16 protein-coding genes and 1 pseudogene are annotated in these 21,834 nt (G+C 50.0%); 5 read left to right on the forward strand and 12 right to left on the reverse strand.

The window, feature by feature from the left end; genetic code table 11:
* The first annotated feature begins 2 nt into the window (after positions 1 to 2).
* Both C2M24_RS02915 and C2M24_RS02920 read left to right on the forward strand, forming a co-directional pair.
* Positions 3 to 2,849, forward strand: a complete 2,847-nt coding sequence (locus C2M24_RS02915; protein ID WP_105213257.1) for a valine--tRNA ligase — start codon at positions 3 to 5, stop codon at positions 2,847 to 2,849.
* 205 nt (positions 2,850 to 3,054) lie between these two features.
* Positions 3,055 to 4,383: a mechanosensitive ion channel family protein gene (locus C2M24_RS02920; protein ID WP_105199767.1), complete on the forward strand. Its 1,329-nt coding sequence runs from the start codon at positions 3,055 to 3,057 to the stop codon at positions 4,381 to 4,383.
* A gap of 24 nt (positions 4,384 to 4,407) precedes the next feature.
* On the opposite strand, the gene C2M24_RS02925 is transcribed toward C2M24_RS02920, so the two are convergent.
* The 5 genes from C2M24_RS02925 to C2M24_RS02950 form a co-directional block, all read right to left on the reverse strand.
* Positions 4,408 to 5,100 carry a hypothetical protein gene (locus tag C2M24_RS02925; RefSeq protein ID WP_105213258.1) on the reverse strand — a complete coding sequence of 231 codons (693 nt, stop codon included), beginning with the start codon at positions 5,098 to 5,100 and terminating at the stop codon, positions 4,408 to 4,410.
* A gap of 221 nt (positions 5,101 to 5,321) precedes the next feature.
* Positions 5,322 to 5,642 (reverse strand): hypothetical protein, encoded by a 321-nt coding sequence (locus tag C2M24_RS02930; protein ID WP_105199632.1) that lies wholly within the window; start codon positions 5,640 to 5,642, stop codon positions 5,322 to 5,324.
* Positions 5,643 to 5,780: 138 nt separating this feature from the next.
* Positions 5,781 to 7,040 carry an outer membrane protein transport protein gene (locus tag C2M24_RS02935; protein WP_105213259.1) on the reverse strand — a complete coding sequence of 420 codons (1,260 nt, stop codon included), beginning with the start codon at positions 7,038 to 7,040 and terminating at the stop codon, positions 5,781 to 5,783.
* A gap of 820 nt (positions 7,041 to 7,860) precedes the next feature.
* Entirely contained in the window at positions 7,861 to 8,196 is a 336-nt protein-coding gene (rraB, locus tag C2M24_RS02945; protein ID WP_105213260.1) for a ribonuclease E inhibitor RraB, read from the reverse strand.
* Positions 8,197 to 8,901: a 1-acylglycerol-3-phosphate O-acyltransferase gene (locus C2M24_RS02950; protein WP_105199766.1), complete on the reverse strand. Its 705-nt coding sequence runs from the start codon at positions 8,899 to 8,901 to the stop codon at positions 8,197 to 8,199. It lies immediately after the preceding gene.
* A 305-nt stretch (positions 8,902 to 9,206) separates the two neighbouring features.
* Here C2M24_RS02950 and katG point away from each other — a divergent pair, with 305 nt between their 5' ends.
* Positions 9,207 to 11,369 (forward strand): catalase/peroxidase HPI, encoded by a 2,163-nt coding sequence (gene katG, locus C2M24_RS02955; RefSeq protein ID WP_105213261.1) that lies wholly within the window; start codon positions 9,207 to 9,209, stop codon positions 11,367 to 11,369.
* 43 nt (positions 11,370 to 11,412) lie between these two features.
* On the opposite strand, the pseudogene parC reads toward katG, so the two are convergent.
* The 7 genes and pseudogenes from parC to nudF form a co-directional block, all read right to left on the reverse strand.
* Positions 11,413 to 13,709 (reverse strand): annotated as a pseudogene (gene parC, locus C2M24_RS02960) (DNA topoisomerase IV subunit A).
* Positions 13,710 to 13,725: 16 nt separating this feature from the next.
* Positions 13,726 to 14,820, reverse strand: a complete 1,095-nt coding sequence (locus C2M24_RS02965) for a PQQ-dependent sugar dehydrogenase (RefSeq protein ID WP_105213262.1) — start codon at positions 14,818 to 14,820, stop codon at positions 13,726 to 13,728.
* Between the two features lie 84 nt (positions 14,821 to 14,904).
* Positions 14,905 to 16,800, reverse strand: a complete 1,896-nt coding sequence (parE, locus tag C2M24_RS02970) for a DNA topoisomerase IV subunit B (protein WP_105199626.1) — start codon at positions 16,798 to 16,800, stop codon at positions 14,905 to 14,907.
* Between the two features lie 19 nt (positions 16,801 to 16,819).
* A complete protein-coding gene (locus C2M24_RS02975) occupies positions 16,820 to 17,389 on the reverse strand; it encodes a YqiA/YcfP family alpha/beta fold hydrolase (RefSeq protein WP_105213263.1) in 570 nt (189 codons plus the stop codon).
* The gene (locus C2M24_RS02980) at positions 17,374 to 18,150 is read right to left on the reverse strand and encodes a metallophosphoesterase (protein WP_105213264.1); all 777 of its coding nucleotides are present in this window, start codon (positions 18,148 to 18,150) and stop codon (positions 17,374 to 17,376) included. Before C2M24_RS02980 ends, C2M24_RS02975 begins: the two co-directional genes overlap by 16 nt.
* The gene (locus tag C2M24_RS02985; RefSeq protein WP_105199623.1) at positions 18,137 to 18,592 is read right to left on the reverse strand and encodes a DUF1249 domain-containing protein; all 456 of its coding nucleotides are present in this window, start codon (positions 18,590 to 18,592) and stop codon (positions 18,137 to 18,139) included. Before C2M24_RS02985 ends, C2M24_RS02980 begins: the two co-directional genes overlap by 14 nt.
* Positions 18,589 to 19,212, reverse strand: coding sequence for an ADP-ribose diphosphatase (gene nudF / locus C2M24_RS02990; protein WP_105213265.1), 624 nt, complete (start codon positions 19,210 to 19,212; stop codon positions 18,589 to 18,591). Before nudF ends, C2M24_RS02985 begins: the two co-directional genes overlap by 4 nt.
* Before the next feature lie 183 nt (positions 19,213 to 19,395).
* Between nudF and tolC the strand changes: the two genes are divergently transcribed.
* Together tolC and lpxL are read left to right on the forward strand one after the other, a co-directional pair.
* A complete protein-coding gene (gene tolC, locus C2M24_RS02995; RefSeq protein ID WP_105199621.1) occupies positions 19,396 to 20,757 on the forward strand; it encodes an outer membrane channel protein TolC in 1,362 nt (453 codons plus the stop codon).
* A gap of 90 nt (positions 20,758 to 20,847) precedes the next feature.
* Positions 20,848 to 21,774 (forward strand): LpxL/LpxP family Kdo(2)-lipid IV(A) lauroyl/palmitoleoyl acyltransferase, encoded by a 927-nt coding sequence (gene lpxL / locus C2M24_RS03000; protein WP_105213266.1) that lies wholly within the window; start codon positions 20,848 to 20,850, stop codon positions 21,772 to 21,774.
* The last annotated feature ends 60 nt before the right edge of the window (positions 21,775 to 21,834 follow it).

The raw sequence follows: 21,834 nt of genomic DNA on the forward strand, positions 1-21,834 counted from the left end.
CAATGGATAAAACCTACAATCCGCAAGATATTGAACAATCCCTCTATCAAGAGTGGGAAGAAAACGGCTACTTCAAACCAAGTGGCGAAGGCGATGCATACTCAATCATGATCCCACCACCGAACGTCACAGGTAGCCTGCATATGGGCCACGCGTTCCAAGACACCATCATGGATACCCTTATTCGCTTTAAGCGCATGCAGGGCAACAACACCCTATGGCAGGTAGGTACCGACCATGCCGGTATAGCCACGCAAATGGTTGTAGAGCGCAAGCTGGCCGCGGAAGAAGGTAAAACTCGCCATGACCTGGGCCGTGACGCCTTTATCGACAAGATCTGGGAATGGAAAGAGCAATCAGGTGGCACCATCACCAAGCAACTGCGTCGCCTTGGCGCCTCTGTTGATTGGGACCGTGAGCGTTTCACCATGGACGACGGTCTGTCGGAAGCGGTTAAAGAAGTTTTCGTTCGCCTGTACAAGGACGACCTGATCTACCGTGGTAAGCGCCTGGTTAACTGGGACCCGAAACTACACACCGCCATCTCTGACCTAGAAGTAGAGAACAAAGACAAGCAAGGCCATATGTGGAACCTGCGCTACCCGCTGGCGGATGGCGTTAAAACCCAAGATGGTAAAGACTATATCGTTGTTGCAACAACCCGTCCTGAAACCATGCTGGGCGACACAGGTGTTGCAGTAAACCCGGATGACGAGCGCTACCAGGACCTTATCGGTAAAGAAATTCTGCTTCCTATCGTCAACCGTCGCATTCCTATCGTTGCCGACGAGCACGCCGATATGGAAAAAGGCACGGGCTGTGTAAAAATCACCCCGGCACACGACTTCAACGATAACGAAGTGGGCAAGCGTCATCAGTTGCCTATGATCAACGTATTCGACAAGGATGCGGCGATTCTTAGCGAAGGTGAAACCTTCACCTTCGACGGCAAGCCTCTTGAGCTGGATGCACCTCTTCCAGAGCGTTTCCACGGCCTTGACCGTTTCGATGCCCGCACCAAGGTTGTTGAAGAGTTTGAGCAAGCCGGTCTGCTTGAAAAAATCGACGACCACAGCCTGACCGTACCTTACGGTGACCGCTCGGGCGTGATCATCGAGCCACTGCTTACAGACCAATGGTATGTGCGCGTTGCGCCTCTTGCTGAGCCTGCGATCAAAGCGGTTGAAGACGGCGATATCCAATTCGTTCCTAAGCAATACGAGAACATGTACTTCGCCTGGATGCGCGATATTCAAGACTGGTGTATCTCACGTCAGCTTTGGTGGGGTCACCGTATCCCGGCATGGTATGACAACGAAGGTAACGTCTATGTTGGCCGCGATGAAGCCGAAGTGCGCCGCGACAACAACTTGAGCAGTGACGTAACACTGACTCAAGACGATGACGTACTTGATACCTGGTTCTCATCGGCGCTATGGACCTTCTCGACACTGGGCTGGCCGAATAACCTTGAAGATCTAAAAGTATTCCATCCGTCTAATGTCCTGGTTACCGGCTTCGACATCATCTTCTTCTGGGTTGCGCGTATGATCATGATGACCATGCACTTCATCAAAGACGAAGACGGTAAAGCGCAAGTGCCATTTAAAACAGTTTACGTGACCGGTCTTATCCGTGATGAGAACGGCGACAAGATGTCAAAATCAAAAGGTAACGTGCTTGACCCGTTAGACATGATCGACGGTATCGATCTTGAAAGCCTGGTTACCAAGCGTACCGGCAACATGATGCAGCCGCAGCTGGCACAGAAGATTGAGGAAAACACCCGTAAGACATTCGCCGATGGCATTGAGCCGCACGGTACGGATGCGCTGCGCTTCACTCTGGCGGCCATGGCTTCAACCGGCCGTGATATCAACTGGGACATGAACCGTCTTGAGGGTTACCGTAACTTCTGTAACAAGCTTTGGAACGCCAGCCGTTACGTGCTGATGAATACCGAAGAGCAGGATTGTGGCTTTAACGATGCTGAGCGCGAATACTCGCTGGCGGATCGTTGGATCCAGGGTCAGTTCCAGCAAACGGTGAAAACCTTCACCGAGCATCTGGATAACTATCGTTTTGACCTGGCTGCCAATACCATCTATGAGTTCACTTGGAACCAGTTCTGTGACTGGTACTTAGAACTTACCAAGCCGGTATTATTCAAGGGTAACGAAGTACAGCAACGTGGTACGCGTCATACGCTGATCACCGTACTTGAAGGCCTGCTGCGCCTGATGCACCCATTGATGCCTTACATCACAGAAACCATCTGGAAGCGTGTAGCGCCAATCGCGGGTATGGAAGCCAATACCATCATGCTGCAAGCCTTCCCGCAGTTTGATGAAAGCAAGGTAGATGCAACGGCCATGGCCGACCTGGAGTGGCTGAAGCAATTCATCGTTGCCATTCGTAACATCCGCGGTGAAATGGACATCAGCCCAAGCAAGCCACTGAATGTATTATTGGCCAATGCCGGTAGCGAAGACACCCGTCGTCTGGAAGAAAACCGTACCTTCCTAAGCTCGCTGGCGAAGCTTGAAGAAGTAACCGTACTTGCAAGCGCCGATGAAGCTCCAGCCTGTGCCACGGCACTTGTTGGCCAACTTGAGATCATGATCCCTATGGCGGGTCTGATTGATGTTGACGCCGAGCTTGCCCGTATCGCCAAGCAACTTGAGAAGGCACAAAAAGGCCTGGAACAGGTTGAGAAGAAGCTAGCGAACGAGAAGTTCGTCAGCAACGCGCCTGAAGCGGTACTGGACAAAGAAAAGTCGAAACTGGCCGAGTACAGTGAAGCAAAAGCCAAACTGCTTGAGCAAAAAGCGAAAATCGAAAGCCTGTAATTGGCCTTTTGGTTAAGCCGAAAAACGCGAGCCCAGCTCGCGTTTTTTTATGGGCGAAGAAAAAGCTATTTCGCTTCTTGTTTTTTATTTTTACGGTTTGTCATTTTAGAGCTGAATTATTGGCTTATAGTTACTATCAAAGTGCATTGATTGATAAAGTAAAATAAATATGGCGGCAACAAAAGATACTGCGAACATCTTGAACATGACGACCGAGCCCCTGACTCAGACAATGAATGAGTATTTTGTTGTCGCACAGGACGCGCTCACCAGCACGGGTTTCCTGATCCAGTTATCTATAGTTCTAACCATCTATTTGTGCTCCTTTCTCATCGCCGCCAAGCTCCGTAGAAAGGTCACGCCCGTGAAAGAGCCCTCGGCAAGCCCAAGCCATGCATTGGAATTTGTAGTTAATAAACTACTGGCGGTGGTCTTTCCCATGCTCGCCATTTCATTTCTAACGCTGTCCTTACTCCTAGGGGAGCAATATGAGATTGATACCTGGTTAATCAATGCGGTGTTAATTATCGCCGTGCTGCTGTTTTTAAACACGGTTATTCGCGCCGTGGTAGACGGCGAACATATTGCCGCCTTTATGCGCTGGGTGGTGCTCCCCCTGGTGTTCCTGCATCTGGTAGGGATACTCCCGCATATTATCGCCGTGCTGGAAACAATCGCCATCACAGTAGGTAATGTTGAGGTGTCTTTTTATGGCATAGGCCGGGTATTGGTGTTTGGCGTGATCCTGTTTTGGCTCGGCAAGGCCTTTAGAATGACGGGCAAGAAGCTGATCCGTAATCAAAAAAAGTTGGATGTCACCACCAAGGAAGTCTTCACCAAGGTGTTTGAAGTCGCCCTCTTCTGTGTTGGTTTTCTGCTGCTGCTCAACATTATGGGTATCAACCTTACGGCACTTGCGGTATTCGGTGGCGCCTTGGGTGTGGGCCTGGGGTTAGGCCTGCAAACGATTGCCTCAAATTTCATTTCCGGCATTATTATCCTGGTGGATCGCTCATTAACCATAGGCGACTTTATAGAACTAGAAGACGGCAGCAAGGGTTTTGTCCGCGAGTTTCGCATGCGTTATACGGTGTTAGAAACCTATGACGGCAAAGACATACTCGTCCCCAATGAAAAGTTTATCAATTCCCTGATGACCAACTGGACCCACAAGGACCCCAAGCAGCGCTATCGCATCGACTTTAGCGTCGCTTATAAAACCGATATCCGGGCCATGTGCGAGATAATCAAAGAAGCCGTGGCCGAGCACCCTCAAGTGATCAGCGGCGAGGATATCCCCTTTGAAGAGCGTCCCGATTGTGAAATCGACTCATTCGGAGATTTTGGTGTGAATATGTTCGTCGAGTTCTGGATGTTCGGCATAGATGACGGCAAAAACCGTGTCGGTGGCGATCTGCTGCTGATCGTTTTTGAAACACTGCGAGAGCACAATATCGAGATCCCATTCCCACAAAGAGAAGTGCGCATACTCGACGACAACGCGCCGTCGATAAGAAATACAACGCCGAAATAAAGTACGTGCTGTGAGAACTTAATTTTACCTTATCACTCCTTGGGTGTTTCCAGGTAAAAACATAACGCGGCTTTCATATTGACCGTTTTCTTGCATCAATTGTTGAATAAATAAATTTCCGATCAAAGAGTTATCTGCGGAGAAGAAATCTTTGCTGAATCCATTCCAAGATTCATCTTCCGAGTAGGTGACACTAAAAGCACATATTGAATCACTGCATGCAATGTCACTGCTGTTGATACCTGGATAATTTGCTTGGTTGCTGTAGAGGCTCTCATTGAGCTTTTGTTCTGCGATGTAACTTTCTGGTTTGTTTTTATTTAGAGATAGTTTCTCCAAAAAAGTAGGGAAATCATTTGCTCTCAAAACCCAGGATATTTGTTGCGCCTTAGCATTACCTGTATTTTTATCGAAAATATGCTCTTGAATATCTAGACCTGGAATCAGAATGCATTGATTTTCAGGCGATAATTCATCACATAATTCTTTTTTTATATCCGCAGGCTTATGACTCTGTGCAGTTTCTTTATGATGAGTTTCGACAGTTGAGTCAGCTTGCGTATTATCCGTTAAGACGCTGGATTTTGATTGCTCATTTTTGATATCAATAGCTGTGCTGGGGCTTTCTAATAATGCAGGCTCTGATGACCTCTGGCCCAGAACATAAGCGCCAAATAAAGCTAACACCAAGGCTAAAATAACTACATTTTTTATCATTTTTATTTCCCTAATAAAGCTCAAAAATGAGCCTTCCCTTTTATCTTCTTGACTGGATTTTTTTATTCTTACATTTAATTATGCGGAAATTGAATTGTTCTAACACATCCCCACAACAATCTACATTAAATCGCAGTACATTTCCCCATGGCATTAACTTTTTGTATCGGCACAAAAAAACGCGAGCCTAAGCTCGCGTTCTTGTTATCCCATCTAAAGTCTTAGTGACCTAGGATTGAAACAATTTCTCGAGTATTTTTAATTAAGCGAATAATGCGGTTATCCACTTCAATTGAAATAACACCATCATGGCCATGGGTATCGATCACTCGACCACGGCGATAAATATCATAATCAAGAATGTCACCCTGGCGATATTTTTTGTGCCAACCCGGAGGCAATGAGCCGCCGTTATCGACTTTCTTTTGCAGACCAGGTGGTAGAGAGCCTTTGCCTTTACCCTTGTCATGATGTTCTTTGGCGTTCGCCATTCCCGTCACTAGGCTAAGGCCGATTACGGCAACACATAAGTAGGTCTTCATACCAATATCCCTTTTATTTTTTTTGTTAGCCTAACAATGTTTAATGAACAGACCATGAAGCGCCAAGCCAGAAGAACGGCTCCCATAAAAAAAGCCAAGCAAATGCTTGGCTTATTCTTATCAAGATAGCAACTGAGCTTAGAAGCTGTAGTTGTACTGAGCACCGAATAGGTAGGCATTACCTTCTGACTCAAAGCCCCATTGCTGACCAAACGCGTCGCTCTCAACGAAGTCTTGTTTCTTACCACGGATGATGCTGGCACCCAGGTCAACACTTGAGGCTTCGTCCAGCTGCCATTCGGCGCCGAATGAGAACCAGAAGCGGTCAGTATCCGGGATAGAAATTGACAGATGCTGTTGTGATACAGGTGACTCGTCAAAGGCTAAACCGGCACGCAATTTCCACTGCTCATTTAGCTGGTAATCGCCACCTACAGAAACACGAATTGAATCTGAGAAGTCTTCCTGCTTAGCAAACACAGGCTGATCAATGCCTGGTACAAAGGCTTCCAGCTTGTCGAAGCTGCTCCAGCCGGTCCATACTAGGCTGTAGTGCAGGCCGTATTCCTTGTTCAACTGATGTGAGCCAGAGAACTCGGCGATCGCAGGCAGAGTTAGCTCAAGAGAACCTGGCAGCTCGCGGCCCTCAAGACCACCAAAGGCGGCAGGAAGCGAATTGCGGTATTCACCGTCAAAGGTCAGGTCGGTTTCGCTACGGTAGTGGAAACCTAAACGATTATTTTCATCCAGGCTGTAAGCCACACCTAGGTTCCAACCAAAACCTGTGTCGTCACCCTCAAGGTGCGCCGCTTCAAGGCTGGCAGGGGCACCAAGTGGGTTAGCACCCAAGGTACGCTTAACCTTAGCATCGGCATAAATATGGTTCACACCCAAGGCCAGGGTCCAGGCCTCATCAAGCTGATAAGCAACCGACACATTGGTGTTAATGGTCACGATTTCGGTTTCACCGGCAATTTGACCGGCGGCATAATCTTCAGCAAACTCGGTAGACAGGCCGAAGTTTGAGAATACGCCAAAGCCCAGGCTAACCTGCTCGTTCAGCGGCATAGTAAAGTAGCCCGCCGGGATCACTGCGCTTGGAGCGATACTGCTGTCATCAAGTACATCGGCGTCAAGGCCATTGTTGGTGCTTTCACCTTCAAGGCTTACGTCCGGCTTTACATACATGGCGGCAATGCTTAGCTGCGCCTTATCGAACTGCGACATAAGCGCTGGGTTGCGAGCAACCACAGAAGCGTCATCTGCAACCGCCGCTTCACCGGCGTAGGCACGGCCCAGGCCTGAGACATTCTGCTCTGCCAACTGGAAGGCAGCGGCAAAAGATTCGGTTGATAATAGCGCCAATGATGCCGCTAAAAGGGTCTTTTTAAATTGCATACTTCATTCTCATTGTTATTTATTTAACCGGCACACAGTACATTATTCAATGATAAAAATCTGTTAATTATGGTTAACAACGCGTAATTTAGGTGCGTAATTGAGCATTTTTGCAACCAAATTAACACTGGTATGTCCTCACAAACACCGCTTGATAACAATTCTCATTTGTATTGACTAAATAAACCAAGGGGTTACACTGATGCCATGATCAATTTCCCGAGCTGACTATGCCTTACGTTATTGCCCTTATCGGCGCGGCCTTTTTATTATGCACCATCGGCGTCTATGCCTTTTTATGCGCCAGTTATTGTGCTTGCACGCTCCACGGACAAAGCGATAACCCCATAGGCAGGTATTGGCTGCTAGCCATGCTGAGTCAGCTAGCTAGTTTAGGGTGTTGTGTCCTGGCTCTACATAGCCACTTAGGATCTCTGTTGTGGTTTTCTCTGGTCGCCTGTTGCTTAGCTGGCGCCTGGCTTAGGGTTAAGCTGAAAACTCGACTGAGTGCGCGGATAAAAGCCCAAGTTAAGGCCATTTATACGCCAAGGACTTCTGAAGTTTATAGAAAAGAATTGGCATAAGGACATCGGCTGATGTTATAGGAGAGGCTATAGCCTTGTAGGTCGATGCTTTGCGTCGACAATGTGGCGCGGGTTTATCTTTTGTCGGCGTGTAGGTGAGGCTCTACGCCGACAAGGAGAGATGATGTGCCCTTTTGTCGGCTGTAGGTCGATGCTCTGCGTCGACAAATTTAACCAATTTTATTCCTTTGTCGGCCTAAAGACCGACCTACAATAAAAAAGTGGCTAAACCACCTTTACTCTTGGAAGTAGGTGCCCCAGCCATCGTATTCGACCTGGTTTTGCTCGGCGATGGCCGCCAGCTTATCCACGTCTTCCATGATAGCATCTGTGTTAAGTTCACACTCAACCACTACATCAAAGCCCCAAATGGTACCGCCTTCTTCAAGTTCCAGCTCAGCCGGCTCTTCTACATCATAACCCAGTTTAAAGGCGGCCAAGGCGGCATTCTCCAGCGCGGCAAAGTCTTCACACACAAAGTGGTGCTCAACTTCATACAGGAGTTCAGGGTTGGAGCCGTCTTCAAGTAGAGACTCAACAATTTCTTCGCTTATTTCGCGCCAGTTTTCCATTTAGTTTCTCTCATTTAATTGTGTCAGCGTTTCGTTCATCACCTCATGGAAGTGATCGGCATATTGGCGAACACTCATGGATGCGTCTAACAGCTGTGGTGCTAACATTTTGATGTAGATAGTACCATTATCCCAGCGGTTTAACTTAATACATTTATGGGTATCACTCATCACCACGGGGATCACAGGAATATTGGCATTGGCGGCGGTATGAAAAGCGCCAGTTTTAAAGGGCAGCAGGCCACGACCATAGCTGCGTGTGCCTTCGGGAAACATCCACAGAGACAAACCGCCCTTTTTAAGCTTTTCCGTAGTCTTAGTAATGGTCGCCATGGCTTTTTTACGATTACCACGGTCGATAAGGATATTGCCCGAGAGCCAGTACAGCTGACCAAAGAAGGGGATCCACTTGAGGCTCTTTTTACCCAGGCTTACCGTATTGCGCTGCAAAGCCCCCGGCAAGAAGAAAATATCATAGTTATTTTGATGGTTGGCGATATACACAGCCGGCTCGCCACTGATGATTGACTCGTCTTTTTCGATCACTAGTTTAACGCCAAATATACGTGACATAGATGCATACCAACTACCTATCACCCGCACGTTATCACCATGAAACGGACGCACCAGGCACAACAAAAAACCTGCAATAAAACTACAAGGAATAAATACCGCAATCACCAACAAGCGTAACAATGCCAGCACAATTAACTCCAACTTTCGAGATTGGCCGGCATTATACATAGGCTGATTTATTTTAGCGAACACTTGTACGCCGCTTTTTATTATCTCGCTGCAGCCAAAATACCTAGGGCCATTACCTTCGTAAACATAGCACAGGCTGGCCCTGGTCGCTGCGCAGAAATATCTCATTAGGCTGTGGTTTTTATTGATTAATAACCCACACTTAGAGCCTCTATTGGCTACACTTGAGTAATTACACTTTCTTGCTTCATCTATGACCGCTGTTGGATGTAGTCCAGATTTTGATTACTAAAAAGGAACCCCTAATGACTAAGTGTCCCGTAATGCACGGCGGTCTGACCCATAACGCCGAGGCCAACACAGCTTGGTGGCCAAAGACCCTCAATCTCGACATCCTCCATCAGCACGATGGTAAATCCACCCCCTATGACAAGGACTTCGACTACGGCGCAGAGTTTTTAAAGCTGGATCTCGAAGCGGTCAAGCAAGACCTTAAAGCCCTTATGGTCCATAGCCAGCCTTGGTGGCCAGCGGATTGGGGACATTATGGCGGCTTGATGATCCGTATGGCCTGGCATGCTGCTGGCACTTACCGCATTGCCGATGGCCGTGGCGGCGCCGGCACAGGCAATCAACGCTTTGCCCCACTTAATTCCTGGCCGGATAACGCCAACCTCGACAAGGCCCGGCGTCTGCTCTGGCCTATTAAGAAGAAATACGGCAACCGTTTATCCTGGGCCGACTTGATCATTCTTGCCGGCAATATGGCCTATGAGTCCATGGGCTTAAAAACCTTTGGTTTTGCCGGCGGTCGCGAAGATATTTGGCACCCGGAAAAAGACGTCTATTGGGGCGCAGAAAAGGAATGGTTGGCGCCAAGTGATGCACGCTACGAAGATGTTGCTCAGCCCGAGACCATGGAAAACCCCTTAGCGGCGGTACAAATGGGGCTTATCTATGTCAATCCCGAAGGGGTCAACGGCCAGCCGGATCCGCTGAAAACCGCGGCACAAGTGCGTGAAACCTTCGCCCGCATGGCCATGAATGATGAAGAGACCGCGGCCCTAACCGTGGGCGGCCACACCGTAGGTAAGGCGCATGGTAACGGCGATGCCAACCAATTAGGGCCTGAGCCCGAAGCCGCCGATATCAGCGAACAAGGACTAGGTTGGAATAACCATACTCAGCGCGGTATCGGTGCCGATACGGTCACCTCGGGCTTGGAAGGCGCCTGGACCAGCCACCCTACCCGTTGGGACAACGGCTATTGTTATTTGCTGTTGAACTATGAGTGGGAGTCGAAAAAAAGCCCGGCCGGCGCCTGGCAGTGGGAACCCATCAATATTAAAGAAGAAGACAAACCCGTCGATGCCGAAGACCCCAGCATTCGCCACAACCCGATTATGACAGACGCGGATATGGCGATGAAGATGGACCCCAGTTATCGTCAGATCATTGAGCGCTTCGCCAAGGACTTTGACTACTTCAGCCAGGTTTTCGCCCGCGCCTGGTTTAAGCTAACACACAGGGATCTCGGCCCCAAAGCCCGTTATTTAGGCGCCGATGTGCCCCATGAGGATCTGATCTGGCAAGATCCCATCCCCGCGGTGAATTACATTCTTAGCAATCATGAAATAGATGAGCTTAAGGTCAAGCTGCTCGATTGTGGTATCAGTCACAGCGACTTGATCACCACCGCCTGGGACAGCGCCCGCACCTATCGCGGCTCAGACCATCGCGGCGGCGCCAACGGTGCCCGCATTCGCTTAGCACCACAAAAGCATTGGCCGGGCAACGAGCCGGCACGCCTTGAGCGTGTTCTAGAAGCACTGGAAAAATTACAAAAAGAGCTGAGTAAACCCATCAGTCTGGCGGATTTAATCGTGCTTGGCGGCTGTGCAGCGGTGGAGCAAGCAGCCCATGCCGCTGGCGTTGCCACCAGCGTGCCCTTCTCGCCGGGTCGCGGCGATGCAAGTATTGAAATGACGGACGTAGAGTCCTTTGCGCCCTTAGAGCCCATAGCCGATGGCTTTCGCAACTGGTTAAAACAGGACTATGCGGTGTCCGCCGAGGAGCTGCTGCTCGACCGTGCCCAACTTATGGGCCTGACGGCACCACAAATGACGGCGCTGGTCGGCGGTATGCGCGTACTCGGCGCCAACTACGGCGGCAGCGAACATGGCGTCTTTACCAGCAGCGTGGGCGTTTTAAGCAATGACTTCTTTGTTCACCTCACCGATATGGCCTATCGTTGGCAGCCGCGCAGCGACGGCCTTTACGATCTGGTTGACCGCGAAACCGAGGTAGCCAAATGGACGGCGACCCGGGTCGATTTAATCTTTGGCTCCAACTCGGTACTGCGCGCCTACGCGGAGTTTTACGCTCAGGACGATAACAAACACCGCTTTGTGCACGATTTTATCAAGGCCTGGTGCCAGGTAATGGATGCCGACCGCTTTGATTTGTAAGGTGTTTGCTTAAACATAAAAAAGAGGGCTGCTGCCCTCTTTTTTATTCTTCCGTGGCTTCCACCACTTCCGGCTCTGCTGTATTGCCTGTGAGCTCTATTTCACAGCCATCCACTCTTTGTAAACCTCGGGGCAGTTTATTACCTCGGCGGCCTCGCTCACCATGGTAGTGCTCTAAATCGCTTGGTTTTAGCGTCAGCTTGCGCTTACCGGCGAGCAGGGTCACGCTGGCACCCTCGGGCACCACGGCCAGCAATTTCACAAATTCCTCACGGGCCTGTACCTTGGCGCTTGGGATGGAAATAATCTTATTGCCCTTACCCTTAGCCAGCTTAGGAAGATCCCTTAGTGGGAACAACAGCATGCGACCCTCGCTGGATATCGCCATACAATAGTCGCTGGCAATATCACCCACGGCAATGGGCTGCAGCAGTAAACCACCTTTAGGAATGCTTACCAGGGCCTTACCGTTTTTGTTTTTACTGACCAGATCGTTAAATTCGGCGACAAAACCATAACCGGCATCGCTGGCCATCAGCAGCATCTGCTCGTTATCGGCCATGACAGCATGCTCAAGAGTTGCCCCTGCGGCAATATTAAAGCGCCCGGTCATGGGCTCACCCTGACTGCGCGCGGACGGCAGACTGTGGGCGTCAGTGGCAAAGGCGCGGCCGCTGGAGTCGAGGAACACCGCGGGCTGGTTACTCCTGCCCTTGGCGCTGGCCTTAAATTTATCGCCGGAGCGATAACTCAAGCCTTCGGCATCTACATCATGGCCCTTGGCCACACGGGCCCAGCCTTTTTCAGAAAGCACCACGGTTACCGACTCGGAAGGAATAAGATCCTTCTCACTCAGCGCCTTGGCTTCTTCACGCTCAACCACGGGCGAGCGACGTTCGTCACCGTACAGCTCTGCCGCTTCCTGAATTTCTTTTTTCATCAGCGTCGACATGCGGGCTCCGAGCCCAAGGTCAGCTCTAATTTGTCACGCTCTTTGGCCAGCTCATCCTGCTCACCACGGATTTTCATTTCTTCTAGCTTGGCCAAATGACGAAGTTTTAAGTCTAAAATGGCTTCGGCTTGCGTTTCCGTTAACGCAAAACGCTCCATTAATACCGGCTTAGGCTCATCCTCGTTACGGATAATGGCGATCACTTCATCAATATTGAGGAAGGCAATCATCAAACCTTCAAGTATATGCAGGCGCGCCAAGACCTTATCGAGGCGATACTGAAGACGGCGACGCACGGTATCACGGCGGAACTCTAGCCACTCAGCCAAGATGCTGCGCAAGTCTTTAACCTGAGGACGACCATCCAGGCCTATCATATTGAGGTTAACGCGATAGTTTTTCTCAAGATCCGTGGTCGCGAACAGATGCGCCATCAGCGGCTCGACCTTGATGCGATTCGAACGCGGCACCACGACTATGCGGGTCGGGTTTTCATGATCCGACTCATCGCGTAAATCCGCCACCATGGGCAGCTTTTTCGCCGTCATCTGATTGGCGATTTGCTCTAATACCTTGGCACCCGAGCACTGATGCGGCAGCGCGGTGATCACTACCTCGCCTTGCTCCACATGGTACTTGGCACGCATTTTTAGCGAACCACGACCTGTGGTGTACATCTTCTCGATGTCCGCTTGCGGGGTAATAATTTCCGCTTCGGTGGGATAATCCGGCGCCTTCACCAGCTGTAACAGCTCGGCTAATTCGGCTTTTGGTTTATCAAGCAATAGACAACAGGCCTCAGCCAACTCACGCACATTATGAGGCGGAATATCCGTGGCCATACCAACGGCGATACCTGTCACCCCGTTTAATAGAATGTGCGGTAAACGAGCCGGTAACACCTGGGGCTCTTTCATGGTGCCGTCAAAGTTCGGCGTCCAGTCTACCGTGCCCTGGCCTAGCTCTTTAAGCAGCACCTCGGAGAATTTAGACAAACGCGCTTCGGTATAACGCATAGCCGCGAAGGACTTGGGATCGTCCGCTGCACCCCAGTTACCCTGACCATCTACCAGTGGGTAGCGGTAAGAAAACGGCTGTGCCATCAATACCATGGCTTCATAACAGGCGCTATCACCATGAGGGTGATACTTACCTAAAACGTCACCCACGGTACGGGCAGATTTCTTATATTTTGCCGCCGCAGACAAGCCCAGTTCGCTCATCGCATAAACGATACGGCGCTGTACCGGCTTCAGGCCATCGCCAATATGCGGCAAGGCACGGTCCATGATCACGTACATGGAATAGTTAAGGTAGGCGTCTTCGGTAAAACGCCCCATAGTAAGCTGCTCTATGCCTTGTTGTGACAAGGTCGTTGTTTGTGTCATTGCTCGTTATCCAAACTTACTTTTTATTATATTGCACACGGTAGATGGCATTGGCGTAATCGTCGGAGACCAGCAGGCTGCCATCGGGCATTTGTACCATGGCCACCGGGCGACCATAGGTTTGCTCATTTTCCATAAAGCCGGTGATAAACGGCGTATATCCGGTCACCTTATCACCCTCAATAGCGGCGACCATCACTCGGTAACCCGCTTTTTTACTGCGGTTCCACGAGCCGTGTTCGGCCACAAATAGCTGGTTTTTAAATTTGGCCGGGAACTGCTCACCGGTGTAGAAATGAATGCCCAACGGCGCCACATGGGCACCCAAGTTAAGGGCCGGCTGCACATAATCGCTCATGTTTTTGCCCTTGCCGAATTCAGGATCGGCAATGGTGCCACCGTGAAAATACGGGAAGCCAAAATGTTGTCCTGGCTCGGTGATCACATTGAGCTCACAGGGCGGGATATCATCGCCCATCATGTCGCGGCCATTGTCACTAAACCAGAGGTTACCGGTTGTCGGGTGGTAATCAAAACCCACCGAATTACGTACGCCCTTGGCGATGGTGGTCACTTCTTTGCTCTTTAAGTCCAGCGAATAAAGCAAACCAAATTCCGGGTCTTCGGCGCAGACATTACAAGGCACACCAACCGGAATGATTAAATCACCCTGGGGGGAAAAGCGAATAAATTTCCAGCCATGATGGCGCTTATCGGGAAGCTGGTCGAATACCACTTCCAATTCGGCCTTATCCAGCTTGTTGTCTATGTCTTTAAAGCGCACGATGCGCTCCACTTCGGCGACATATAAATCACCGTCTTTAAAAGCAATCCCTGAAGGTAAATTCAAGCCCTTGGCTATCAATACCTGGCGCTCCGCCCGACCATCTTTATCCGCATCGATTAACGCGTGTACCTTGCCGGCCTTGCGCGAGCCCGCATAGACGATGCCGCTATCTGATAACGCCAGCTGACGGGCATTATCTACGTTTAAGGCATATGGCTTGATACTAAAGCCTTCGGGGACCGATAGGCGCTCGGTAATATCCGTGGCCTGGGCACTGCTCACAAAGGCCAAACCCATTAGCGTGCTTAAAATTTTCTTACCCATGGAAACCTCTCTCTGTTTATTGGCGCCGCAGCACGGCGCCCAGATTGCTGTTATCTACAGTTCAACTTCTTACTGTTCGACTTTTTACAGTTCTACTTCGGCCTTGTCGCCATGGTTTTCCAACCACTGGCGGCGATCGCCTGAGCGCTTTTTCGCCAGCAGCATGTCCATTACTTCTTCGGTCTGCTCCGGCTCGTCCAAGGTTAACTGCACCAAGCGACGGGTATTGGGATCCATGGTTGTTTCACGCAGTTGCAACGGGTTCATTTCACCCAAACCTTTAAAGCGCTGCACGTTCACCTTGCCGCGCTTTTTCTCTGCTTCGATACGATCCAGGATCCCGGTTTTTTCATCTTCATCAAGGGCATAGAAGACCTCTTTACCCACATCGATACGATACAGCGGTGGCATGGCCACATACACATGGCCCTGGCGCACCAGAGATGGGAAATGCTTTACAAACAGCGCACACAGCAAGGTGGCGATATGCAGTCCGTCGGAGTCCGCATCGGCCAAAATACAGACCTTGCCATAGCGCAGCGAGCTTAAGTCTTCACTGTCTGGATCTATACCCAGAGCTACGGAAATATCGTGCACCTCTTGGGATGCCAGTATCTGTCCCGACTCCACTTCCCAGGTGTTCAGTATCTTACCGCGCAGCGGCATGATCGCCTGAAAGTCTCTATCACGAGCCTGTTTAGCGGAGCCGCCCGCCGAGTCACCTTCCACTAGGAAGATCTCGGTGCGCTCTATCTCGCTGCTGCTACAGTCGGTGAGCTTACCCGGTAATGCCGGTCCCTGGGTGACCTTTTTACGCACCACTTTTTTCGCCGCGCGCATACGGCGCTGGGCATTACTGATGCATAGCTCGGCCAAGAGCTCGGCCACGTCTGTATGTTCGTTCAACCACAGGCTAAAGGAGTCTTTTACCACGCCGGAAACAAAGGCCGCACATTGGCGCGACGATAGTTTTTCTTTGGTTTGCCCAGCAAATTGTGGGTCCTGCATCTTCACCGACAACACGTAGGAACACTTATCCCAGATATCTTCCGGAGTTAGGCGTACGCCTCGTGGTAAAAGGTTACGAAACTCACAAAACTCGCGCATGGCCTCAAGCAGACCCTGGCGCAAACCATTAACATGAGTACCGCCCTGAGCGGTGGGGATCAGGTTTACATAACTTTCGGTAATAGACTCACCACCTTCCGGCAGCCATAACAAGGCCCAGTCTACCCCTTCTGTATTACCGCTGAATTCACCGGTAAAGGGCTGTTGTGGCAGGGTTTCATAGCCCTTGGTGGCGTCCTTGATATAGTCCTGAAGGCCAGCCTCGTAGAACCATTCCTGAGTTTCCTTGGTTTGCTTATTAATAAAGCGAATGCGCAGACCCGGGCACAGTACCGCCTTGGCCTTAAGCACATGGTTTAATTTGGTCAGTGAGAAGTTGGCCGAGTCGAAATAAGAGGCGTCGGGCCAAAAGCGCACCGAAGTGCCGGTATTGCGCTTACCCACTGTGCCCGTCACTTGCAGATCTTGTACCTTATCACCATTGGCAAAGGCAATATCATACACCTGGCCATCGCGGCGCACCGTGACTTCAACTCGGGTCGATAAGGCGTTCACCACGGAAATACCCACACCGTGCAAACCACCGGAGAACTGGTAGTTTTTATTGGAGAATTTACCACCGGCGTGCAACTTGGTGAGGATCAGCTCAACCCCGGGGATCCCTTCTTCCGGGTGAATATCAACCGGCATACCCCGGCCATCATCGATAACCTCAAGAGAATTATCTTCATGGAGGATCACATCCACCTTACTGGCATGGCCAGCCAGGGCTTCATCGACACTGTTGTCGATCACTTCTTGGCCCAGGTGATTAGGACGGGTGGTATCTGTATACATGCCCGGACGGCGTTTTACCGGATCCAGACCATTTAATACTTCAATTGCTTCGGCGTTATAGTTCTGCTGGCTCATATTTTTATTCGTTAACAGCCTATGTGGTTAGGGTGATATTTAAGAATCGCGTAATGGCGCCAAAATAGCGCTCAAATCCTACAAAGCGGTGCTCGCCGCCGGGTTCAACAACCTGTTGGCAGGCTTGGTAGTAGTCTACAGCCTGCCTATAGGGTAACACTTCATCACCTTGTTGTTGTAACAAAAACAATAGCTCGGGGGAAGTTAATTGCTCTAAATAAAGTTCGTCCAGCGCGTGTAAGTGTGTTTTATCCAACTGGTAGTGATAATCCTGATAAGGATTGTATTGCGGCCCTAAATACTCACTAAACCGACGCGCCGGGTGCACCGCAGGATTGACCACCACCGCAGGCAAGCCATGAGTTTGCGATAAGTAGGTGGCAAAAAAGCCGCCCAAGGAGCTGCCAATTAAGGCGGTGTCTTGATCAAGATGCTCTTCAAGCTGAGCGATGGCAGTTTTTGGGTCGTGACTTAAACGTGGCACCAGATATTGTCCGGACCAGGTCGCCAGATATTCGCCTAATTGCACCGCCTTTTGCGACAGCTCCGAGCTATTGAAGCCATGGATATAGATTAATTTGCTAGCCATACTACCTGAGTCTTAAGTAATCCATCCTGCTCCACCCGCAGACGGCGATAGGCCGGCCCCATGCTTTGTTGCTGCCAGTCCTGGGTGTGCTTGGTAAATTGAATCGACGTGGCCGGTGTGCCGTATATGGTCACCCCTTCATAAACGCGCTCATACTCGTTATGGGCATGGCCGTGCAACAGGGCCTGAACCTGAGGATACTCGCTGAGTAACTCCAACAGCTGAGCACCATTTTCCAGGATATGTTTGTCGATATAACCGCGCACCGGCAAGGGATGATGGTGGCCGATTAAAATATGCGGGGCGTCGCTCTCGGCCAGCGTTTCTTTAATCTCTTGCAGGTGCGACTTGCTCACCCACCCCGCTGGTGTGGTGCCCTTGGTATTGATCAAAAGCAGTTGGGCGTAAGGGTGATTTATACGCTTACAGGCCTGGATTTGCCCTTGGCTTATGGTGTGCAAATGGGTTAATTCATCGTGATTGCCGGGCACCCAGAATACCGGGCAGGTCAGTGGGCTCTGTGCCACCAGCTCGGCAAACAATTGATACGACTCAGTTGTATGGTCTTGGGTTAAGTCGCCACCGAAGACCACAAAATCAAATTCCTCTTCGGCCATGGCCGCCAGGGTTTTCGTCAGATGCTCGGCGCAATTGACATTAAAGTATTCGCCGTTTTTATCGGCAAACACATGGCTGTCGGTAAAGTGACCGAAATGCAGCGGCTTGGCCGCGCTGATAAGATGTTCTTTAAACCAGATCACTGCCACAATCCCAATCCAATACCGCTTCGCCGTGCGAAATACAAAATGTCAGCCAGTCGTGTAAAAACGCATTGACCTGATACTTTTCATCTTTTTGATGCATGTTTGCATTGGGGTAGCCATAGGTCGGCTTAATGCGGCTGTGGTAATCCGGGTGCACCACTTCGGCCACCCGGGCATCGTGATAGATGCGCACATTCATCGGCGGCGTAAACATACCGGCGATAGCGCCACGCACCTGAGTAATACAAATATCCGTGGTGTACTTAGCCGTCTGCTCTATGTCCACTTGGTAGCGCTCATGACGAATATCCAACAAGCGCGACGCACCCCGGCTTTGCTGCTCGGGGAGAATACGCAGCACATTGGCATAATTGCGCTCACATAGAGTGAGATACTTGGGTAATGATTGTATATACCCGGCTTTTCTTTGTACCGTCACGGTTTATTCCACTGCTCTAATATACGTTGCTCATTCAGTGCCAGCCATTGCAGGCTGATCACGGTCGCGGCGTTATCTATTTCACCACTGCTTAAGCGGGCCAGGGCGTCATCCAGGTCCAACACATGCACCTTGATATCTTCGCCCTCATGATCCAAACCGAAAATTCCGCCGGCTTCACTAAGATCTGTTTGCGCCAAATATAAATACAGGCGCTCGCTGGTGCCTCCTGGGCTGGATAAATACGAGAGCATAAATTCCAGTTCGCCAAGCTCCAGTCCGGCTTCTTCCTGTGCTTCTTTGCGCACCACGGCTTGATAATCTTCGCTGCCATCGGCCATGCCGGCAATACATTCGAGTAACCAGGGGCTGTCTTTATTGTTCATGGCGGCGATACGGATCTGCTCAACCAATAGCACCTGACGACTGCGGGGATCATAGGGTAAGACCGCCACCGCATGACCCCGTTCAAATATTTCCCGCTCTATGGTATCGCTGCGACCGCCGGCAAAGAGGGCATGGTTAAATCGGTACTTATCCACTTTAAAGAAGCCATCGAAGACTCTTTCGGTGCTTTCAATCTGCACGTCCTGGTTTTTAAAACTACTGATTTTATTCATATAAAACAGACCGATTACGTTAAGTCACAAAAACAAGAATAAACGATACCGTTTACCCTTCCTCAAAATATAAATTCTGTTACACTTAAGCATATATTATTTACGCTTTTGCTTTTCAATATCGTGCCCAAACACGATAACATGCAGATAATTCGCAATATATTCCTAAGGACTGTACTGATAATGAAAAAGACACTGTTAACGACATTGCTAGCGCTTAGCTTTAGCTCTTACAGTCATGCTGAAGACCTGCTCCAGGTTTATCAAATTGCTCTTGAAAATGATCCCGTGGTTCTTAAAGCCAAGGCCAATGCCGAAGCGCAACAGCATAACACAGACCGTGCCTTAAGCGCCTTGTTGCCGCAAGTCGACTTCTCTATGGGCTACAGCAAGACCGACAGTGACGGTTACGATATCGACACAGATTCGGGCCAGTTAATGTCTCTTGATACCGAGCGCGATACTTTTTCTCGTCAGATCAGCCTTAACCAAGCCATTTTCAATTTGAATGCATGGCGTTCATTGGATATCGCCGACAAGCAAGCGCTGCAACAGCAAACCGTTTACGACCTGGCACAACAAGCCCTGATCGTGCGTGTATCGCAAGGCTACTTTAATGTGCTTAGCGCCATCGATACCCTTGAGTTTGTGCAAGCGGAAAAACGCGCCATTGAGCGTCAGTTAGAGCAAACCAAGCAACGTTTTGCCGTGGGTCTTACGGCTATTACCGATGTCCACGAAGCACAGGCACAGTTTGATAACTCGGTAGCCCGTGAAATCGTCGCCACCAATGATGTGGAAACAGCCCGTGAGCAACTGCGTGAAATCACAGGTAAATACCATGCCAAACTGGATACGCTAGACACAGAGACCTTCTCGACCGTAAAGCCAACCAAGCAAAACATCGATTTCGTTGAGCTGGCCAAGCAAAACAACTTAGAGTTACAAGTGTCTAAGGCCACAGTTGATATCGCCAAGCAGCAGATCGATCTGGCGCAAGCCGGTCACTACCCGACATTGTTTTTGAACGCGTCTTACGGCGATTCATTAACAGATACCGAGATCAACACCATGGGCACCACCTTTAACCGTGATCATGTGCCTCGTGAAGATCAAACCACCGTTGGCCTAAGCTTTAACCTACCACTGTACTCAGGTGGTGCCACAGTTGCATCAACCAAGCAAGCGCGTTCTCTGTACGTCGCCGCCAGCGAAGACCTAGAAGCGACACTACGTGCCGTAACCCGCTCGACCATCACTTCATACAACCAGGTGGTATCGGATATCGCCACCTACAAGGCTCTTGAGCAAGCGGTGATCTCGGCGGAAAGTGCATTGCAGGCAACCGAAGCTGGTTTTGAAGTAGGTACTCGTACCATAGTTGACGTATTGGTCAGCACGCAGAACCTGTACAACGCTAAGCGTAACCTAGCTAACGTGCGTTATCGCTATGTGGTATCAACCCTGGCGCTGAAACAAGCGGCAGGCACCTTGACGGCGCAAGACTTAGAAGCCATCAATCAGGGCTTAAAAGCACAAAACTAAGCCAATAAACAAAGCCAGCCTCAGCGCTGGCTTTGTTTTGTCAATTTAACGTATACTGGGCGCCATTCGTCATGATAAATATCAACGCTTGTGGTTAACAAAACATCCTTCCAACTGGCTTTTTTTGCCCCAAAATACTGGCCTAGCTGGCTATCCATTTTCTTGCTTTATACCCTCAGTTGGTTACCCCAATCCTGGCAACTGGCGCTAGGAAGGGCACTTGGCCGCCTGGTTTACCGCTTAATGAAAAAGCGCCGTAAAATCGCCGAAGTGAATATCGCCCTGTGCTATCCAGAGCTTAGCAGCCAAGAGCAAGCCGCTATGGTGCTTAAAAACATGGAAAACACCGGCATGGCCATTTTTGAAAGCGCCATGGCCTGGTGGTGGCCCGATTGGCGCATTAAGCGTATTGTTGGCTCAATCACGGGTTTGGAACACATTGATAAGGCCAATGCAGAAGGCTGTGGTGTACTACTAATGGCACCGCATTATCTACACCTTGAAATGTCATCTCGGATCATGGGCACACAGCGCCAAGCCGTTGGCTTTTACCGACCCCATAACAACGCCTTGATGGATTATTTCACCACCAAAGGTCGACTACGATCAAACAAATATCTAGTTGGTAAGCGTGATATCAAAGGCCTTTTGAAAGCGCTAAAAGACAAAAATTTCTGTTATTACCTGCCGGACCAAGACTATGGCAGAAAACGCAGCGTTTTTGCCCCATTCTTCGCTGTTGAACAGGCCGCGAGTACGACAGGGACGCTTATCTTTGCATCTGCGAAATACTGTAAAACACTAAGTATCCACAGCCGTCGTGATGAAAAGGGTAAATATCATTTAGGGGTGCAACCTGCGCTTGAGAATTTCCCAAGCGGCGATGAGGTGGCCGATGTCACAGCAGTCAATCAACGTATGGAAGAGGCTATTAATAAAGCGCCTGAGCAGTATATGTGGCTGCATAGACGCTTTAAGACGCGACCTGATGAGAACGCGCCCTCATATTACCGCTAACGATTAAACATTAGCTTCGCGTCGATGACACCCTTAAGCAAACTTGAATCGGGTGGGCAG

This window comes from Pseudoalteromonas sp. T1lg22 (assembly GCF_002964645.1).
Lineage (GTDB): Bacteria > Pseudomonadota > Gammaproteobacteria > Enterobacterales > Alteromonadaceae > Pseudoalteromonas.

Excerpts from the sequence above, each read along its gene's own strand:
- parE (WP_105199626.1), bottom strand. The coding sequence starts at position 16,800 with ATGAGCCAGCAGAACTATAACGCCGAAGCAATTGAAGTATTAAATGGT.
- C2M24_RS02915 (WP_105213257.1), top strand. The coding sequence starts at position 3 with ATGGATAAAACCTACAATCCGCAAGATATTGAACAATCCCTCTATCAA.
- C2M24_RS02935 (WP_105213259.1), bottom strand. The coding sequence starts at position 7,040 with ATGCAATTTAAAAAGACCCTTTTAGCGGCATCATTGGCGCTATTATCA.
- C2M24_RS02975 (WP_105213263.1), bottom strand. The coding sequence starts at position 17,389 with ATGGCTAGCAAATTAATCTATATCCATGGCTTCAATAGCTCGGAGCTG.
- tolC (WP_105199621.1), top strand. The coding sequence starts at position 19,396 with ATGAAAAAGACACTGTTAACGACATTGCTAGCGCTTAGCTTTAGCTCT.
- C2M24_RS02920 (WP_105199767.1), top strand. The coding sequence starts at position 3,055 with ATGACGACCGAGCCCCTGACTCAGACAATGAATGAGTATTTTGTTGTC.
- nudF (WP_105213265.1), bottom strand. The coding sequence starts at position 19,212 with ATGAATAAAATCAGTAGTTTTAAAAACCAGGACGTGCAGATTGAAAGC.
- katG (WP_105213261.1), top strand. The coding sequence starts at position 9,207 with ATGACTAAGTGTCCCGTAATGCACGGCGGTCTGACCCATAACGCCGAG.
- C2M24_RS02930 (WP_105199632.1), bottom strand. The coding sequence starts at position 5,642 with ATGAAGACCTACTTATGTGTTGCCGTAATCGGCCTTAGCCTAGTGACG.
- C2M24_RS02925 (WP_105213258.1), bottom strand. The coding sequence starts at position 5,100 with ATGATAAAAAATGTAGTTATTTTAGCCTTGGTGTTAGCTTTATTTGGC.
- rraB (WP_105213260.1), bottom strand. The coding sequence starts at position 8,196 with ATGGAAAACTGGCGCGAAATAAGCGAAGAAATTGTTGAGTCTCTACTT.
- C2M24_RS02965 (WP_105213262.1), bottom strand. The coding sequence starts at position 14,820 with ATGGGTAAGAAAATTTTAAGCACGCTAATGGGTTTGGCCTTTGTGAGC.